Here is a 17,416-nt window from a genome sequence, read left to right as displayed (position 1 = left end):
AAGCCATAGGAGCTTACTGGCTTCTAAATACGAAATAAACACAACCAAATAGGCATAACATCGCCCATAAGTAATCGAGTTTAAAGGGTTGCTTAAACAAGAAAATCATAAAAGGTACAAACACTACCAATGTAACCACTTCCTGAGTGATCTTCATTTCACCGAGTAACCAGCCTTGCACGCTTAACATACGAGTGGCTGGAATCATAAAACTGTATTCAAGTAAGGCAATAATCCAACCGAATAGAATCGCTTGCCAAAGTGGAGCGTGGTGCAAAAATTTAAGATGCCCATACCATGCAAGTGTCATAAAGCAGTTAGAAATAATTAATAGCGTAAAAGCTAAAACCGTTGGGCTCAAAGGCACATCCTTCATCATCACGATGATTTAAGTATTTTAACGATACAAAACATTATAAAAGATAAAACTGTAATTCAGCTTAAATCTAAAAAATAAAGCTGTAGTTTTATTAGGGTCTCAAACACATAGAACAACAACGATTTTTGACTATCTTTTCGAGTTTAGCCTTGCTATCGTTGCTGGCAAATTTATCAATAATGCACACACAGCAATTCATTTTAATGTTGTGTACAAAAGCAGTGGAGAAGGCGAGCAATGCATCTGCATATCTTGGGTATTTGTGGCACTTTTATGGGCTCTTTAGCACTTTTGGCTCGTGATTTAGGACATAAGGTAACTGGTTCCGATTTAAACGTTTACCCACCGATGTCTACCCAGTTAGAAAATGCAGGCATTACACTCATGCAAGGCTATGACCGTAGTCATTTACAGCCTCATCCAGACTTGGTTATTGTCGGCAATGCCATGAAACGTGGTATTGATGCTGTTGAATATATGCTAAACGAAGGCCTACCATATATTTCTGGGCCACAGTTCCTTGCCGATCATGTTTTACAAGGTAAGCATGTACTTGGCGTAGCAGGTACTCACGGAAAAACTACTACTACGACCATGTTGGCTTGGGTACTTGATCAAGCTGGTTTAAATCCGGGCTTTTTAATTGGTGGTGTTCCACTTGGTTTTAGTGAAAGTGCTCGTTTAGGCGGTGGAAAATACTTCTGTGTTGAAGCCGATGAATATGACTCTGCTTTCTTTGATAAACGTTCTAAGTTTGTTCACTATCACCCAAAAACGGCGATTTTAAATAACCTTGAATTTGACCATGCCGATATTTTTGATGACCTAGCAGCGATTCAAAAACAGTTCCATCATCTTGTGCGTACCATTCCAAGTGAAGGCCGTATTATTGCGCCAATTACTGAAACTCATATTGATGAAGTGCTTGAAATGGGTTGCTGGACACCAGTGATTCGTACAAGTTTAGAGACAAATGAAAAAGCTGCTCTGTCTGCCGAACTCATTTCAATTGATGGTAGCCATTTTAAAGTACTCGAAAATAGTAATGTCGTTGGCGAAGTGAAATGGAGCATGACAGGGCAACATAGTGTAGCGAATGCTTTGGCAACCATTGCAGCCGCTCAACATGTAGGTGTTACGCTTGAACAAGCTTGTGAAGCTTTGTCTAACTTTGGCGGTGTGAAACGTCGTATGGAGTTACTCGGCACAGTCAATGGTATTGAGGTTTATGATGACTTCGCTCACCATCCAACAGCAATTGACACAACTTTAGATGGCGCACGCAAACGCTTAGGTGAACGCCGTTTATGGGCCATTATTGAACCACGTTCAAACACTATGCGTATGGGCAGTCATAAAGATGGCTTAGCACATTCAGCACGCTTAGCAGACGAAGTGATCTGGTATCAGCCAGAAGGCTTAGATTGGGATTTACAACCTGTGATTGAAGCTGCTTCTAACCATGCTCAAGTGAGCCGTTCACTTGATGAAATTATTGAGCGTATTGTCAATGAAGCAGGTGAGGGCGATGCTGTGGTGATTATGTCGAATGGTGGCTTCGGTGGCTTACATCAAAAATTAATGAGCGCATTAAAAGCAAAAGCTGCTTAAATTTCGCTTTAGATGATTCAATAAAAAATGGGTTTCAAATTGAAACCCATTTTTTTTATCAGTGACTTTTAAAGCTTTTCTGGCTCTATATTGGCCATAAATTTATTAGAAACCATTAAACGTAAACTATAGACAATGCCCATCGCAAAAACGCTATATCCCACGTTATTACAAATAAACGGAATACATAAAATAATGAGCGCTGTGATTGGGTAAAACCATTTCGTGATTCCAGATAAGCATTGGAACTCATAAAGTATCCAAATACAGGTGGTATAAAGCACTACACTCACCGCAACAACTATTCCCATATATAAATCAGAAATATGCGCATGATGGGTTGTAACATCCACGGCAGCAGCAAGCGCAGCACCTACCGCAGCAATACTGACAAAAACAAAATAATGACCATATCCCCAAACAAATGGGCGTACACCTTTTACATGATGGTGTTGTTCGCTACGGTCAAAATAAGCCCACCACATTGCGAACTTCAACAACAATCCGCCGACCACCAAGAAAATGGCAGGGATATTCATTGACTGAGCGGCTAAAGCATCACGTATGGCATTAAAACTACCGACAATCGACTCACCCAACACAATAATTGTGAGTAAGGCATAACGTTCTACAATATGATGAGGATGCCACGGCGTTGGATTATATTTTTCTGCATAGATAGGAATAAATAGCTCCATCACTGCTAAAAATAAAAATAGAGGAATAGAAAGTATGTGTGCAAAATTAGCAACTAACCAACCTACCTGAACCAAGACAATGCCTACAGCATAGCGGTAAGCTGTAATACGCCTTTCTGGGTCATGTTTTGCAGCTCGGAGCCACTGAGTCACTAAGGCCATTCGCATGATCACATAACCAATAATGATTACATCAAAATCCTGACTACGAAATACATCAGGGATACCCGCTGCCATCACCAATGAACCTACAATCTGTACAAAGGTAAGGCATCGATACAATGCATCATCGTTATCGTAAGCCGAGGCAAACCATGAAAAATTCATCCATGCCCACCACAGCGCAAAAAATACCATCAGGTAGCTTGGTAGCGCATGCCAGAGGTGATTTTCAATAATTGCATGATGTAACTGCTGACCTGCTGTTGCAATCGCGACCACAAAAATCAAATCGAACAATAATTCGAGGGGAGTTGCTGCTCTATGCGGCTGTTTTGGATCTCTTGGAGTTAAAGGCCTCAAACTTAATTTTTTCTGTTTTTCTTGAGTAGTCATAAAATAACGTTCTCGAATAAAGTGCCAACACGTTAACACTTTAATATTAACGGCCAGAACACGCATTAAAAATTATCTAGACCTGCTGTTTAATCTTTACTCACAAACGAGCTATATTTCATTTTTGTGACAATTCTTTATAAAGACCTTAAGCTTAATTCTTTATCATAGCTCACGTTTTTGTTCGTGTTTGGAATATGAATGTCTTTAGAAACACTCAACCTTAGCTTATTCCATGTGATTAATGGGGCTCAGGATGCGAGTCAATTTATCATTCGTCTTGCTATCTTTTTCGCTAATGATCTCCTCTATATTCTTTTATTCATCCTTACATTTTTATGGTTTTATGGCGATCAAGATTTAAAAAATAGGGTTATTAAATCTGTCTTTTTAACCTGTGTTTCGCTTTTAGTCGGTTATGTTATTTCTCTGTTTTACCATCACTCCAGACCGTTTGTAATGGGTGTGGGTACTACGTTTATTGAACATGCACCAACGGCATCTTTTCCAAGTAATCACATGCTGATTTTCAGCACTATTGCTCTGTCTTATTTGTTTGCGCAGCGCAAAATGATTGGAATTATTCTGCTATTTTTGTCATTTGTAGTGGCGTGGTCACGTATTTATTTAGGTGTGCATTTCCCTTTAGACATGTTAGGGGCTTTTATTGTCGCACTACTGGTCAATACAGCGGGTTATTACTTCTGGAATACTTACGGTACAGCTTTGACCGCATTCTGTATTCACCTTTACCAAATTATATGCAAACCACTTTTAGACCGCGGTTTGATTAAATAATTCATAGATCTTTTGGCATTAGAACTACGACATTAAGTTCAGTTGCGTAATACAAAAAAATCTGCCATTCTATGTGGACTTGGATATGTTTTATCCAAAACAGAATTTAGTTTGACAAGGGGAGTAGCCTCCTCCAAACATAACAGCAATGTTATGTGTCAGATATCGTCAATACACTTTTATTAAAAAGTCGGTATCTGAGCATCGTGAAATTCATGATGTAGGCAAGACCTTGATCATGTTGAAACAGATGTTTAATTCATCTGGCAACTGGTTGAGGTTTTTTTATGCCCAATTGCCGGATGTATGGAGGATTTATGGAAACAATCGGCAATTTATGGCTGTATGTAGCATTCTTTGGCATAGTCATTGTCATGCTCCTGATTGACTTTTTAGGCTTTAAGCAAAAGCAAGGTCAGGATGTCTCAATTAAGCAAGCTGCTTACTGGAGTGTGGCGTGGGTAAGCGTCGCAGCCTTATTTGGTGGTGGTTTATGGCTTTACCTACAACAAACGGTTGGGGTGAACTTAGCAAACCAAAAAACCATGGAATACTTTGCAGGTTACTTACTCGAAAAGTCCCTCGCAATTGACAACGTTTTCGTCTGGTTAATGATTTTCGCAGCGTTTGCTATTCCAGCTGCGCTACAACGTAAAATTTTGCTCTACGGCGTATTAGGCGCAATCGTACTGCGTACCCTCTTTATTTTTATTGGTGCATGGTTCGTTCAAGAGTTTTCCTGGGTACTTTATATCTTCGGTGCGTTCTTGGTATATACAGGCTTTAAGTTCTTAAAAGGCCAAGAAGAAGAAACCAATATTGAAGATATCAAACTCTTAAAATGGTTACGTAACCATATGCGTATTACACCACAGCTTGAAGGTGACAAATTCTTTGTACGTCAAAACGGTTTATTATGGGCAACGCCGTTATTTCTAGTTTTGATTTTGGTTGAAGCTTCAGACGTGATTTTCGCAGTAGATTCTATTCCTGCTATTTTCGCAGTAACTAGCGATCCGTTTATTGTTTTAACGGCGAACTTAATGGCAATTTTAGGTTTACGCGCAATGTTCTTTTTACTTGCTGGCGCTGCAACTAAATTGCATTACCTGCCATACGGCTTAGGCATCATCTTATTGTTCATTGGTGCAAAAATGTTGTTGCTTGATGTATTCCACATGCCAATCTGGATCTCGTTAAGCTTTATCGTAATAGTGTTAGCAATCACTGCTTACCTTTCTTTACGACACAACAAAAAGCAATTGCAGTCTTAATTCATCACAACAAGGCATCTACACGTGAGATGCCTTGTTATCTAAATTTTCAAAATAGACTGTACTTTAAAAAAACAGATTAATATTATATGCCAACTTAAAATTTATCTTTCTTAATCAGAAACATAATAGATAACAGCTATTCGGTATTTTATGCCGAACATACTTATTAAAATGTGTGGAGTCTCATGCGTTCTAAAAAAATTAATCTTGTCGTTGTCCCTCTATTACTCACAGCATGTAGCCATAATGATGGTCCTTTGGTACAAGATGTATATAACAACCAATATGACTGTGCTCGCGACTGGAATAATGAAACATGTGAAGAAGAAAATAGCTCAAGTGGACATGGTTCTAGCTATGTTGGTAATCGCTATTTAGGTCCTGCGTATTATCAAAATAATCGGGAAGTTTCTTACCACGGTAATACCTTACATCCTTACAGCAATTTGAGTGTAGGCCGACCAGTTATTTCAAGCACAGCGAAAAGTTCGTCTTTTTCATCCCCAATTCGTGGTGGTTTTGGTCGTAGCGGTTTTTCTTTCGGCGGCTAAGTCTTTAGGCATTCACTTAATATGAAAAGAAAAATATTTACTCCACGACCAGACTGGCAAGTGGAGCATCAGAATATTGGTTTTGATTATTTCAATTTACCTTCCCTCGATGGCTCAATTTACTGGTCTGAAGGAGTTGCTTATGAGTTTACCCTTAAACAGATTGAACAACTGGAAGATGCGGCAAATGAACTGCATCAGATGTGTTTATCGGTAGTAGGAGACCTCATTCAACGGGGCGACTATCCTGCTTATTTCCAAATTTCAGAAACAGCCATAAGCCATATTGAACATTCATGGAAACAAAATGCTCCGATGCTGTATGGCCGCTTTGATTTCGCTTACGATGGGCGAAATATCAAAATGCTGGAATACAACGCCGATACACCTACCGGCTTACTTGAAGCTTCTGTCGCGCAGTGGTTGTGGATAGAACAAGTCTCGGGCATTGCAAACCGAGACCAGTTCAATAGCATTCATGAAGATCTGATTAAACGCTGGAAGACAATTTTACCACGTGGTAGCCATGTGTATTTTGCTGCTTGTCAGGAAGCGGGAAGAGAAGACTGGGGCAATCTAGAGTATTTGATGGATACTGCTTATCAAGCTCATCTACAAGTTTCCGAGCTTTCTATGGAAAACATAGGTTGGAACGGTCAAAATTTTGTCGATCTGCATAATCGCCCCATTCAAAATATATTTAAACTTTATCCATGGGAATGGATCTGGGAAGAAGCCTTTTCTCAATATATCCATCCACAAACACAGTGGATTGAACCTTGCTGGAAAATGTTACTTTCAAATAAAGCGATTTTGGTTGAGCTTTGGAAGCGTTATCCAAACCATCCATTGTTGGTCGAAACCCATACCTATGACCCGCAACAAGCGTTGTCTGGCAAATGGGTGAAAAAGCCGATTTTGGCAAGGGAAGGGGCCAATATTCGAGTTTTACAAGACGGCCATGACCAAGGCGCGGCTTCTGGTAGCTTTTATTTTGATGACTATGACAAATACGGTTATGTCGTACAGAAATGGGTAGATACCCCATTATTTTCAGGGCAACTACCTACACTCGGTTTATGGATGGTTGGACATCAATGCGCCGGCATGTCTATTCGTGAAGATTGCTATGACATTATTGGTAATGATGCTCACTTTGCAGCACATTATTTTGTCGAGTAATAAGTACCTAGAGGTATTTTAAAAAGCACTTTTTAGGTGCTTTTTTATTATGCTTGATTCGTAATCAAACAGAGCATTTTACGTATATAGCGATAATGAATATTTATTTTTAAAGCTAAATTAGAACAAAAATTCAAAAATATAATGACTTAATATTATGTAATTTAATAATTTTATTCTTATTTCTTCAATTAAAAATCAATATTGGCAAGCTCTTTGCATCTCCTAAAAAGAAAAAAGCCTAGATTTTAAGGGCTCGTGAGAGCCCTGATTTTTTTAAGGAGTGATGCCATGAATGCGATTCCAACTTTAACGCCCCTTGCCATGCCGTGTAACAGCAGTTTTGAAGCAAAAGATTGGGAAATTCTATCTACTCACTGGTATCCCGTCGCACGTACTCAAGATGTCTCTACTGCACCTCAACGAGTCACCCTACTAGACGTCAATATGGCGTTATATAAAACAGAAAGTGGGGAAATTCATCTGGTTCGAGATATTTGCCCACATCGTGGGGTGCCATTAACCAAAGGTTGGGTGGATGGTGAGGAGATTGTCTGCCCTTATCATGGTCTACGCTATAATACTGAAGGGAAATGTACTCAAATACCAGCTCAGCCCGAACTAACTAAAATTTCTGATCATTTTTCTCTGACCAAATTTCCAGTTGTACAAAGATACGGCCTCATTTGGACCAGTATTCATGGTCGTGATATTGCTAAAGCCAATATTCCTGTATTAGATACTTGGGATGATACAGAGCATCAAGCGATTTTACCGCCTTTTGTGGATATTGGTGGTTCTAGTGGTCGTCAGCTTGAAGGGTTTATTGATGTCGCTCATTTTGCGTGGGTACATCACAATGCTTTTGCGAATCGCGATAATCCCATCGTCCCTAAATATCACACTGAACGTACCAACTATGGTTTAAAAACGGTCTATATCAGCAATGTCAGTAATTATCCGCATGAACTAAAACATCTCGAGCCAGAAGGCTTTTTGTGGAAACGCACCTTTGAGGTTTATCCACCTTTTTCAGCCGTACTCACGGTCGATTTTCCAGAAGGTGGGGTCTTAAAAATTTTGAATGCCTGTTGTCCTATCTCAAGTAATAAAACCCGTTTATTTGTTCCACTCACCCGTAACTTTGACCAAACAGGTGATTTAGAAAAGGTATATGCATTTAATGCCCAAATTTTTGCCGAAGATCAAGACATGGTCGAATCACAAAAGCCAGAAGAACTGCCGCTTGATTTAATGATGGAAGCACATTTTGAAGCAGACCGTTCATCAACGACTTATCGACGGATTTTAGCTGAATGGGGACTAAGTAAACGTTATACCGTTTAAATATTGGCTAACTGGGGTACAATCAATCGAAAAAAGTGAAAATATAAAGGCTTTCCATGTCATTGATCGCAAATACCACCGTTGTGCGTGGTCGTTTTTTAGATATTCAACAAACTGTCTCTGAGCCAACTGATATTCCAAATCAAGTACGTTATTTAGAAGATGGTGTATTGATTAGTGAACATGGAAAAATCAAATGGTTTGGTGCATGGGAAGATGCAGAGCAGCATCTTCCTGCTGGAGTTGAGGTTCAACATTACCCAGAACAATTGATTGTACCAGGCTTTATTGATACCCATATCCACTTTCCACAAACCGAAATGGTGGGAGCTTACGGCGAACAACTTTTAAGCTGGCTTAATACTTATACTTTCCCAACCGAAATCCAATTTCAAGACAAAGCATATGCAAGTGAAATTGCCCAGTTCTTTGTTCAAGAGCTGCTGAAACATGGTACAACCACAGCACTGGTTTTCTGTACAGTTCACCCCGAGTCTGTTGATGCCTTATTTGAAGCCGCAGAACAGGTTCAGATGCGTTTAATTGCTGGTAAGGTACTCATGGACCGCCATGCGCCTGAAGCGCTTTGTGATACGCCAGAAACGGCTTACAGCGACACCAAAGCACTGATTGAGAAATGGCATGGTAAGGGCCGTGCGCTCTATGCGATTACACCACGTTTTGCACCAACGTCTACACCTGAACAGTTAGAAAGAGCAGGGCAGCTAAAACAAGAATTTCCGGATGTGTATGTCCATACGCATTTAAGTGAAAACAAAGATGAAATCTCTTGGGTGAAATCTTTATTTCCTGAACAAGCAGGCTATTTAGATGTTTATCAACATTATGGCCTGACTGGTAAACGTTCTGTATTTGCGCATTGTGTTCACTTAGAGGATCAAGAATGGCAATGTATGCATGATACGCAATCGGCTATCGCATTTTGTCCAACATCAAACTTGTTCTTAGGCAGTGGTTTATTTCCGTTGAAAAAAACATGGGAAAAACAAGTGAAAATGGGCTTGGGTACAGATATCGGTGCTGGTACATCATTTAGTTTGCTGCAAACTGTTAACGAGGCTTATAAGGTTCAGCAATTACAAGGCGATAAACTTTCAGCTTATGAAGCGCTCTATCATGCAACTTTAGGTGGAGCAAAAGCACTTGATTTGCAAGATCAGTTAGGTAACTTCAATGTCGGTAAAGAAGCAGACTTTGTGGTACTAAATCTTAAGCCAACAGCATTACAGGAACTTCGCCAGTCTAAATCTAAATCTGTTGAAGATTCACTGTTTGCATTATTCACTTTAGGTGATGACCGTAATATTGAGGCGACTTATATTTATGGAAACCGTGCTTATCAAAAAGAAACTGTCCAAAAAAACCCGAGCCGTTAAGTTTTTGTTATTATTTGGAATATGTACTCTTGCATTAAAGCATGATCGACATAATCCGCAAAATGATAAAATTTCACAGCCATCAAAGGGTGCATGAAACGTCATTTTGCTTTAAAATTTTACCATTAACTCAGATTTTCGAGGTGTTGCAGGTCAACACCTTTTTTATTTTTTCTTTTATATCTTGTAGGAATCTGCCATGACTGTTGCAATGAGCATCATGATTTCAACCGAAGAAATTCAAGCAAAAGTCAAAGAGCTCGGCGAGCAAATTAACGCTCACTATGCAAATAGTGATAAAGAATTGGTCCTGATCGGACTACTTCGTGGTTCTGTTATTTTCATGGCAGACTTGTGCCGTACAATTACCAAACCGCATGAACTCGACTTCATGACAGTGTCTAGTTACGGCGGTGGTACGACTTCAAGTCGAGATGTCAAAATCTTGAAAGATCTTGATGGTGAAATTCGCGGTAAAGATGTATTGGTTGTTGAAGATATTATCGACTCAGGTAATACCTTAAGCAAAGTGATGGAAATGTTGCAAACTCGCGAGCCAAATTCGATTCAATTGTGCACATTGGTGAGTAAACCATCTCGCCGTGAAATTGATCTAGAAGTGAAATTTTTAGGTTTTGAAGTTGAAGACAAGTTTATTGTAGGTTACGGTTTAGACTATGACCAGAAATATCGCCATTTACCGTTTATTGGTGAAATTGGTTTATAAATTTCAGAGAAATAGCACCGTAAGGTGCTATTTTTTTATATAAAACTTTAGATTTGAACAAAAAGGACACAAAAAGTCGCAATCTGCTACAGACAAAATAGACAGCTCTACCGCACGATAGAATATGAAGCAAAATCATTAACTTCATCAAAAAAACAACTGGAGAACAAATATGTGGTCACTTATTGTCGCTATTGTAGTTGGTTTCTTTGCTGGCTTAATCGCTCGTGCTTTGCATCCTGGGGATGATAAAGCAGGTTTCATCGTAACAACCTTGATTGGTATTGCAGGTTCACTTTTAGCCACTTATGGTGGTCGCTTACTTGGACTTTACGGCGAAAACTCAGCTGCTGGCTTTATCGCATCCGTGATTGGTGCAGTCATTATTCTTTTTATCTACAACTTGATTGCACGAAAAAGCTAAACTTTAATTCATTTATAAAAAAAGCACCTTATGGTGCTTTTTTTAAATTTATTTTAAAGACCTAACTCTTTCCATACGGCCTGAATTTCTTCAGCAGATCGTGCACCCACCAGTTTAAAGCCATTTGCAAAAATCAGGGTAGGAGTCCCATTAAAGCCTAGTTTTTTTCCTAGTTCCAAATTACGGTCAATGGGGTTTGGACAGTTCGTAACCGTTGGTTTAACGCCTTGCTGAATCAGTTTTTTCCATGAGTAAGATTGATTTGGTGCACACCAAACTTGTCTAGAAACAACAATAGACTGTGGTTTTAAAGGATAGATGAACGTGTAAATAGTCACGTCTTTAAGCTTGTCGAGTTCAGGTTCAAGCTGCTTACAATAAGGACAATTTGGATCAGAAAAAACTGCTAAAACATGCTGGCCATTACCTTTGACTGTTTTAATTGCATCTTTTAAAGGCAGCTGTTTCCAATCAATTGAGTTCTGTCCTAAAACTAGATCTTTGGTTAAGTTTTTCTGGTCTCTTAACCGAATCATAGAACCCACAAACATATGTTGCCCATCTTCACCAACATAAATGATTTGTTGATCGAGATTAGCACTATATAGTCCAGGCATTTCGGTTTTCTGGATATTGCTGATTTTCAAATTAGGATATTGTTTTTTAATATTTTCCCGAACAGTATCCACATTGGCAAAACTTACACTTGCAGTTAAGCTAAATAATGCCAATATTCCTAATTTTTTAAGCATAAAACCGACTCATAGGTAGGAGAGGAGATCATTTTAATCAGTTCAGCTTTTGAAAACAGAACTGATTACCGAGTTATAACCAAACTCACACTCAGTTATGCCAATGTTTCACGTGGAACATAAATAGGTTTTAGAGTATTAATTTCTACCGATATATGCACAATTTCATCATGAATTGATAAAGCCTGACGAATCTGGTCTGCGGTTAAAGAAATATCATCAGTTTCGAGCGCCAAAATACAAGAAAACTTACCTTTCGCGACTTTCCAAACATGAATATCCGTAATTTCAATATGTTTAGGAAACTCAGCAATGACTTCACGGATCTCTTCAACTACCGGATGATCCATCTCTGCATCTAGAAGGGTTTTTCCTGTCTCTTTCATTAAGTCCAAAGACCATTTTGCAACTAAAATAGCACCTAAAATTCCTAAAAGTGCATCTAAAAAATCCCATCCGAAATATTTACCTGCAACAAGAGCAATGATTGCAAAAACGGAAGTTACTGCATCTGCAACCACATGTAAAAATGCAGCTTTTTGGTTTAAATCATGATGATGATCATGCTCGTGATGGTGATGGTGATGGTGATGGTGATGGTGCCCATCATCATGAAGTAACCATGCGCAAATCAAGTTAATGACCAAACCTAAAATTGCAATCGGAATCGCTTCATTATAAAAAATTTCAACTGGATTAAATAAACGTTGTATCGACTGAAACGCCATAAAAATGGCGACAACCATCAACAAAATTGCACTGCTATAACCCGCTAAAATCTCGATTTTCCACGTTCCGAAACTAAACCGACGATCTTTGGAATAATGACGAGCCGCGCGATACGCAAAATAGGCTAAACCGAGAGCCAACATATGGGAACTCATATGCCAACCATCAGCCAGAAGCGCCATTGAATTGAAAAACCATCCACCGAATATTTCTAACACCATCATTGATGCCGTTAAAATCGTTGCAATCAAAATACGTTTTTGTGCAAGTGGATTTCCTTCATCAAACTGATGTTGATGATGACGTGATACACTATGATCCTGCATAATATTTAAACCCAATATACTCCCTACCAGTATATTGAATTATACAAGAGAACACAGATGAGTCACATTGGTCAGGATAAAAAAATAGTTAATCGTGTAAAACGACTAAAAGGACAAATCAACAGCATTGAGCATGCTGTTGAACAGCCAGATATTTCATGTATAGAAATACTACAACAAGTTGCTGCAATTAAAGGGGCAATAAACGGTTTGATGAGTGAATTAATGGAACAGCATTTACATCACCACGTGCTCAAAGATGCAAAAGTTGATCAAAATGAGCTAGATGAGTTTTTAAAGGTTCTAAAAAGATACGGTTAACGAAGTGACTGAATGACACAGCCATGTGCATCATTCAGAATTTTGTAATTATTTTCCAATACAGAATGAACCAAAAATCTTGCCTAATAAGTCATCGGCACTAAAGTCACCGGTAATTTCACCTAAAGCATTTTGGGCAAGACGTAATGACTCAGCAACCAGTTCACCTGCGTTAAACACAACAAGTTGCTCACGTGCTTCTGAAAGATAGAGCTGTGTGCGCTTCATTGCGTCTAAATGACGTGTTCTTGCAATAAAGGTGTCTTCCTCAGGGTGGAAGCCTGCATGCGCTGTAATCGCGTCTACGAGGCCTTGTACGCCCATCTCTTGTTTTGCAGAAACGGTTATATGACGGAAACCTTGGAAATCACTTATTTCAGCTAATTGTCCAGTTAAATCGCATTTATTACCAATTAACATTAAACGACGCGGTTCAATATGTTCCGCAAAATACTCTTGAGCGAGTTTTAATGGGTCATCACCTTGGTTTAAATCATAAACCAGCAATAACAAATCAGCTTGTTCAATTTCTTTGATTGCACGACGAATCCCTTCTTTTTCAACTATGTCACCTGTTTCACGAAGACCCGCAGTATCTGTTAAGGTGATTGGTAGACCATTTAAGCTAATTTTTTCATGTAAAACATCACGAGTTGTACCAGCAATATCGGTCACAATTGCACGCTCAACACCAGCAAGTGCATTCAATAAGCTCGACTTACCCGCATTTGGTTTACCTGCAATAACGACTTGTAGACCTTCACGTAATAATTGACCTTGTCGTGCAGAGGTTTGAACAGCATGTACCGACTGCTGAACATCTTCAAGTAAAGCTAAAATTTTACCATCTGCCAAGAAATCGATTTCTTCTTCAGGAAAATCAATTGCTGCTTCAACATGCAGGCGTAAATGAATCAGTTTTTCTAAAACAGTATTAATTTTTGTTGAAAAAGCGCCTTGTAAAGAGCGAACCGCAGAGCGTGCCGCAGCTTGCGAAGTCGCATCGATCAAGTCGGCAATCGCTTCCGCTTGTACCAAGTCCATCTTGCCATTTTCAAAAGCACGCATGGAAAATTCGCCGGCTTTTGCAGCAATTGCGCCTAGCTCAAATAGACGCCCAAGCAAGGCATTTTGGATGACTGGACCGCCGTGGCCTTGTAGCTCTACAACATCTTCACCTGTAAACGAGTGAGGATTGGGAAAGCATAGAACAATCCCTTCATCCATAATGCTGGCATCAGCATCATAAAATTTACGGAAACCCGCCATACGCGCTTCAGGCAAGTTTTTTTGTGTCAGGTTTTGAGCAATTTCATAAGCCTTAGGTCCAGATAGGCGAATCACGCCCACACCACCACGCCCAGGTGGCGTTGCAATTGCGGCAATCGTGGTTTGACTTTGCATATTATTCACCTAAAAACCTAAAATCCAGCCAAAGAAAAATCCGCCTAAGATTACCATCTTAAGCGGATTTATTCAGCAAAAGTTCAACGATTAAGAAGCTGATTCAGTCTTATTGATACGACTTTTCTCAACGCTCTTATTAATAAACGACTGCTGTAAAATAGTAATACTGTTGTTCACAATCCAGTACAGTACGAGACCGGCAGGAAAGAACAACATAAATACCGTGAACATAATCGGCATAATGCGGAACACTTTTGCCTGCATTGGATCAGCTGGTTGCGGGTTCAACATTTGCTGCGCAAACATTGTCGCACCCATGATTAACGGCAAGATGAACCAAGGATCCATTGCTGACAAGTCTTGAATCCAGCCTAACCATGGTGCATGACGTAATTCCACACTTTCCATGAGTACCCAGTACAAAGCAAGGAAAATTGGCATTTGTAGCAATAATGGTAAACAACCTGAAAGTGGATTTACTTGTTCACGTTTGTATAAAGCCATCATTTCTTGCGAGAAGCGCATACGGTCTTCACCGAACTCTTCTTTCATGCGTTGCATTTCTGGTGCAATCACACGCATTTTCGCCATAGAACGATAACTTTTTGAAGATAAAGGCCACAAGATCATCTTCACCATAATGGTAAGCAAGATGATTGACCATCCCCAGTTACCCACAATGCTATGGAAGAATTGAAGACCTAGGAACAATAACTTCGCAATTGGCCATAACCAACCATAGTCAACAGTCTGATTTAAACCAACAGCTAAATCTTTTAATTCAGATTGTACTTTTGGACCTGAATAAAGTTTTGCATCCACTTCCATTGAAGTGCCTGCCGGGACATTAATCACTGGTGAGGTAAAACCAATGATATTCATGTGATCAGCAGATTGACGAGATTCAAGCTTAGCTACATAAGGCTGACCATTCGCTTGAGTCAACTTAAGGTTTCCAGGAATCCAAGCACTCACAAAATAATGCTGAACAATCGCAACCCATCCACCTTTCGCCTCAGTATTTACTTTTTCTTCTGAGAAATTAGCAAATTTAAGCTTGTTGTAATGTGCATCAGGCGTTCCCCAAGCTCCCCCTAAGAAAGTTCCTAGAGTGAAAATACCTTGAGAAGACTTACCAGGATCTTCAGAATTATCGCGCTTTAATTGTCCAAACATCTGACCTTGCCAGCTTTGTTGGCTACGGTTAATGACTTGATGTTTTACAACAATTGGATATTGACCTTGAGTAAAGGTAAAAGTTTTAATAATTTCAACGCCTTCAGGTGTTTTAAATACCATCGGAACGTTTAAAACTTTTTCAGATTGACCCTTTTGGTCCTGTACACCTTTAGCATCAGCCAAAGTATATGATGTCTTTTCAACAGCATATAATGGACGACCACCACGACTACTATCTGGTCCATTCAAACCAATTAAGCCAGATTGAGCAACATATGTACGCTTGGCATCATTTTCAAGCATAACAAAAGGTTGATCGCTGTCTTTGCTTTTGTCGTGTGAGAGTAATTCAATACGAACAATATCACCACCTTTTGGATTGATCCAAATATGGTAAAGGTCAGTTTGTACTGAAATAAGCTGTTGATTCACAGGTGCAGTTGCATCTGTGGTTTGTGACTGCGCAATATTTGCTTGTGGCACATCGGAAGCCACTGTTGCATTTTTAGCATTTGGCAAATCAGCAGATACTTCATGCGAACTTACAGCTGCCGCTTGTTGTTGCGGAGCAGTTGCAGCATTTCCATAATCTTTTTGCCAAGCCAAAATGAGCAAATATGCGGTGACAAACATGGCCCCGAGAATTGCAAACCTGGCCCATTGTTGCATATCTATTACCCCAAATGGTTAGAGAGATTTTGCTTCAGTAAACGATCACGAAAGGGTACAGCAACATGATGCGTTTGAGAATCTATTTGATGAAACGAAATAAAACGAATTGCTTTTGGCGGTACCGGATCATATCCAGATCCTCCCCACGGATGACAACGACAAATCCGTTTAGAAGATAACCAAACGCCTTTTATCGCACCATGAGTTTGCAATGCTTCTATCGCATATTGGGAACAAGTCGGGATATAACGACAACGGGGTCCAAGAAGCGGACTAATCGCAATTTGATACAGTCGAATCAACCAACGTAGAAAACGGACCATTGGCTATCTCTTAATTCTGCGAGGTTGTGCCAACTTTAGAATGTTTTTTTGCTAAGCGCTGTAATTTTTGCCAAGCAAAGTCTAATTGTTGATATAGCTCAGCATTCGTAATCGTTTCTATACCAACTTTCGGCATCACCACAACATCTATGTCTGATCCAAAATTCGGCTGATGTAGACGAAAGCTCTCACGAGCAAGACGTTTTATTCGATTTCTTTCATGCGCTCGGCGCACTTTTTTCTTAGCAACAACAATACCCAAACGGCTTTTAGGCTGTTCGGTTAATTTTGCAAGAAATAAAAAATGGGGTTGATGCACTTTAAAAAGCGCACCATCAAATACACTTTTATAATCTGCAGCACAGCGTATTCGCACGTCTGTGCTAAAACTGTAAAGTGTCATCACACCCAAGTCTGGTCAGCGTAACAGTATTAAACAGTTAAGCTATGACGACCTTTTGCACGACGACGAGCTAATACTTGACGACCAGCTTTAGTTGCCATACGAGCACGGAAACCATGAACGCGTTTACGCTTTAATTCAGATGGTTGGAAAGTACGTTTCATATTGAAACTCCCAAAAATGATCTTTCTATAAAGGTCCGCGATTTTATTGTGCAATGTTTACGCTGTCAATGAAAAACCAAGAAAGTTTTGTATTTAACCCAAATTTTTAATCTCTTCTCTTCTTTTTATCACGGTCATAATTCAGTGCAATATATAGCTTTAAAAGTTATACACAAAGTAATTGTCTATTTTTA

General features: G+C 39.4%; 19 protein-coding genes. 10 read left to right on the top strand and 9 right to left on the bottom strand.

The annotated features are described in order from the left end of the window. Positions 1–13: 13 nt before the first annotated feature. Positions 14–376, bottom strand: coding sequence for a DMT family protein (locus J663_RS17715; protein WP_081404809.1), 363 nt, complete (start codon positions 374–376; stop codon positions 14–16). Between the two features lie 240 nt (positions 377–616). On the opposite strand from J663_RS17715, the gene mpl reads away from it, so the two are divergent. Then, complete coding sequence (gene mpl, locus J663_RS17710; RefSeq protein ID WP_033851326.1) at positions 617–1,990, top strand: UDP-N-acetylmuramate:L-alanyl-gamma-D-glutamyl-meso-diaminopimelate ligase; 1,374 nt, start codon at positions 617–619, stop codon at positions 1,988–1,990. Positions 1,991–2,058: 68 nt separating this feature from the next. On the opposite strand, the gene J663_RS17705 is transcribed toward mpl, so the two are convergent. Next, positions 2,059–3,309 (bottom strand): low temperature requirement protein A, encoded by a 1,251-nt coding sequence (locus J663_RS17705; RefSeq protein ID WP_033851325.1) that lies wholly within the window; start codon positions 3,307–3,309, stop codon positions 2,059–2,061. 135 nt (positions 3,310–3,444) lie between these two features. Between J663_RS17705 and J663_RS17700 the strand changes: the two genes are divergently transcribed. From J663_RS17700 to J663_RS17660, 8 genes are all read left to right on the top strand, one after another. Then, complete coding sequence (locus J663_RS17700; protein WP_033851324.1) at positions 3,445–4,041, top strand: phosphatase PAP2 family protein; 597 nt, start codon at positions 3,445–3,447, stop codon at positions 4,039–4,041. 317 nt (positions 4,042–4,358) lie between these two features. Continuing rightward, a complete protein-coding gene (locus tag J663_RS17695; RefSeq protein ID WP_033851321.1) occupies positions 4,359–5,315 on the top strand; it encodes a TerC family protein in 957 nt (318 codons plus the stop codon). Positions 5,316–5,503: 188 nt separating this feature from the next. Next, positions 5,504–5,869, top strand: a complete 366-nt coding sequence (locus J663_RS17690) for a hypothetical protein (RefSeq protein ID WP_033851319.1) — start codon at positions 5,504–5,506, stop codon at positions 5,867–5,869. A 21-nt stretch (positions 5,870–5,890) separates the two neighbouring features. Next, the gene (locus J663_RS17685) at positions 5,891–7,051 is read left to right on the top strand and encodes a glutathionylspermidine synthase family protein (RefSeq protein ID WP_033851317.1); all 1,161 of its coding nucleotides are present in this window, start codon (positions 5,891–5,893) and stop codon (positions 7,049–7,051) included. A 291-nt stretch (positions 7,052–7,342) separates the two neighbouring features. After that, entirely contained in the window at positions 7,343–8,398 is a 1,056-nt protein-coding gene (locus tag J663_RS17680; protein ID WP_033851316.1) for an aromatic ring-hydroxylating oxygenase subunit alpha, read from the top strand. A 56-nt stretch (positions 8,399–8,454) separates the two neighbouring features. After that, positions 8,455–9,795, top strand: coding sequence for a guanine deaminase (gene guaD / locus J663_RS17675; RefSeq protein WP_033851315.1), 1,341 nt, complete (start codon positions 8,455–8,457; stop codon positions 9,793–9,795). A 199-nt stretch (positions 9,796–9,994) separates the two neighbouring features. Continuing rightward, positions 9,995–10,522: a hypoxanthine phosphoribosyltransferase gene (gene hpt, locus J663_RS17665; protein ID WP_004795560.1), complete on the top strand. Its 528-nt coding sequence runs from the start codon at positions 9,995–9,997 to the stop codon at positions 10,520–10,522. Between the two features lie 172 nt (positions 10,523–10,694). Further along, positions 10,695–10,946, top strand: coding sequence for a GlsB/YeaQ/YmgE family stress response membrane protein (locus J663_RS17660; RefSeq protein WP_000269732.1), 252 nt, complete (start codon positions 10,695–10,697; stop codon positions 10,944–10,946). Between the two features lie 53 nt (positions 10,947–10,999). Here the strand turns inward: J663_RS17660 and J663_RS17655 are convergent, their stop codons facing one another. Together J663_RS17655 and dmeF are read right to left on the bottom strand one after the other, a co-directional pair. Then, positions 11,000–11,698, bottom strand: a complete 699-nt coding sequence (locus tag J663_RS17655) for a DsbC family protein (protein WP_033851312.1) — start codon at positions 11,696–11,698, stop codon at positions 11,000–11,002. Between the two features lie 95 nt (positions 11,699–11,793). Then, the gene (gene dmeF / locus J663_RS17650) at positions 11,794–12,753 is read right to left on the bottom strand and encodes a CDF family Co(II)/Ni(II) efflux transporter DmeF (protein WP_033851310.1); all 960 of its coding nucleotides are present in this window, start codon (positions 12,751–12,753) and stop codon (positions 11,794–11,796) included. A gap of 57 nt (positions 12,754–12,810) precedes the next feature. Between dmeF and J663_RS17645 the strand changes: the two genes are divergently transcribed. After that, positions 12,811–13,074: a metal/formaldehyde-sensitive transcriptional repressor gene (locus tag J663_RS17645; protein WP_033851308.1), complete on the top strand. Its 264-nt coding sequence runs from the start codon at positions 12,811–12,813 to the stop codon at positions 13,072–13,074. Positions 13,075–13,122: 48 nt separating this feature from the next. On the opposite strand, the gene mnmE is transcribed toward J663_RS17645, so the two are convergent. The 5 genes from mnmE to rpmH all read right to left on the bottom strand — a co-directional run bounded on the left by mnmE (position 13,123) and on the right by rpmH (position 17,222). Beyond that, positions 13,123–14,478 carry a tRNA uridine-5-carboxymethylaminomethyl(34) synthesis GTPase MnmE gene (mnmE, locus tag J663_RS17640; protein ID WP_025464213.1) on the bottom strand — a complete coding sequence of 452 codons (1,356 nt, stop codon included), beginning with the start codon at positions 14,476–14,478 and terminating at the stop codon, positions 13,123–13,125. A gap of 90 nt (positions 14,479–14,568) precedes the next feature. Then, entirely contained in the window at positions 14,569–16,329 is a 1,761-nt protein-coding gene (yidC, locus tag J663_RS17635; protein ID WP_002115440.1) for a membrane protein insertase YidC, read from the bottom strand. A 5-nt stretch (positions 16,330–16,334) separates the two neighbouring features. Then, entirely contained in the window at positions 16,335–16,655 is a 321-nt protein-coding gene (gene yidD, locus J663_RS17630; protein WP_003656027.1) for a membrane protein insertion efficiency factor YidD, read from the bottom strand. Positions 16,656–16,665: 10 nt separating this feature from the next. Further along, on the bottom strand, positions 16,666–17,058 hold the full coding sequence (rnpA, locus tag J663_RS17625) for a ribonuclease P protein component (protein ID WP_005063921.1): 393 nt from the start codon (positions 17,056–17,058) through the stop codon (positions 16,666–16,668). Between the two features lie 29 nt (positions 17,059–17,087). Further along, positions 17,088–17,222: a 50S ribosomal protein L34 gene (rpmH, locus tag J663_RS17620; RefSeq protein WP_000831329.1), complete on the bottom strand. Its 135-nt coding sequence runs from the start codon at positions 17,220–17,222 to the stop codon at positions 17,088–17,090. Positions 17,223–17,416 lie beyond the last annotated feature (194 nt).

Origin of the sequence: Acinetobacter sp. 826659 (genome assembly GCF_000588515.1) — a bacterium.
GTDB lineage: Bacteria > Pseudomonadota > Gammaproteobacteria > Pseudomonadales > Moraxellaceae > Acinetobacter > Acinetobacter pittii.
This window is presented reverse-complemented; position numbering and strand designations above follow the sequence as displayed.

Bases quoted from the DNA above. Each gene is read 5' to 3' on its own strand.
- J663_RS17715 (WP_081404809.1), bottom strand. From the start codon at position 376: ATGAAGGATGTGCCTTTGAGCCCAACGGTTTTAGCTTTTACGCTATTA.
- mpl (WP_033851326.1), top strand. From the start codon at position 617: ATGCATCTGCATATCTTGGGTATTTGTGGCACTTTTATGGGCTCTTTA.
- J663_RS17705 (WP_033851325.1), bottom strand. From the start codon at position 3,309: ATGCGTGTTCTGGCCGTTAATATTAAAGTGTTAACGTGTTGGCACTTT.
- J663_RS17700 (WP_033851324.1), top strand. From the start codon at position 3,445: ATGTCTTTAGAAACACTCAACCTTAGCTTATTCCATGTGATTAATGGG.
- J663_RS17695 (WP_033851321.1), top strand. From the start codon at position 4,359: ATGGAAACAATCGGCAATTTATGGCTGTATGTAGCATTCTTTGGCATA.
- J663_RS17690 (WP_033851319.1), top strand. From the start codon at position 5,504: ATGCGTTCTAAAAAAATTAATCTTGTCGTTGTCCCTCTATTACTCACA.
- J663_RS17685 (WP_033851317.1), top strand. From the start codon at position 5,891: ATGAAAAGAAAAATATTTACTCCACGACCAGACTGGCAAGTGGAGCAT.
- J663_RS17680 (WP_033851316.1), top strand. From the start codon at position 7,343: ATGAATGCGATTCCAACTTTAACGCCCCTTGCCATGCCGTGTAACAGC.
- guaD (WP_033851315.1), top strand. From the start codon at position 8,455: ATGTCATTGATCGCAAATACCACCGTTGTGCGTGGTCGTTTTTTAGAT.
- hpt (WP_004795560.1), top strand. From the start codon at position 9,995: ATGACTGTTGCAATGAGCATCATGATTTCAACCGAAGAAATTCAAGCA.
- J663_RS17660 (WP_000269732.1), top strand. From the start codon at position 10,695: ATGTGGTCACTTATTGTCGCTATTGTAGTTGGTTTCTTTGCTGGCTTA.
- J663_RS17655 (WP_033851312.1), bottom strand. From the start codon at position 11,698: ATGCTTAAAAAATTAGGAATATTGGCATTATTTAGCTTAACTGCAAGT.
- dmeF (WP_033851310.1), bottom strand. From the start codon at position 12,753: ATGCAGGATCATAGTGTATCACGTCATCATCAACATCAGTTTGATGAA.
- J663_RS17645 (WP_033851308.1), top strand. From the start codon at position 12,811: ATGAGTCACATTGGTCAGGATAAAAAAATAGTTAATCGTGTAAAACGA.
- mnmE (WP_025464213.1), bottom strand. From the start codon at position 14,478: ATGCAAAGTCAAACCACGATTGCCGCAATTGCAACGCCACCTGGGCGT.
- yidC (WP_002115440.1), bottom strand. From the start codon at position 16,329: ATGCAACAATGGGCCAGGTTTGCAATTCTCGGGGCCATGTTTGTCACC.
- yidD (WP_003656027.1), bottom strand. From the start codon at position 16,655: ATGGTCCGTTTTCTACGTTGGTTGATTCGACTGTATCAAATTGCGATT.
- rnpA (WP_005063921.1), bottom strand. From the start codon at position 17,058: ATGACACTTTACAGTTTTAGCACAGACGTGCGAATACGCTGTGCTGCA.
- rpmH (WP_000831329.1), bottom strand. From the start codon at position 17,222: ATGAAACGTACTTTCCAACCATCTGAATTAAAGCGTAAACGCGTTCAT.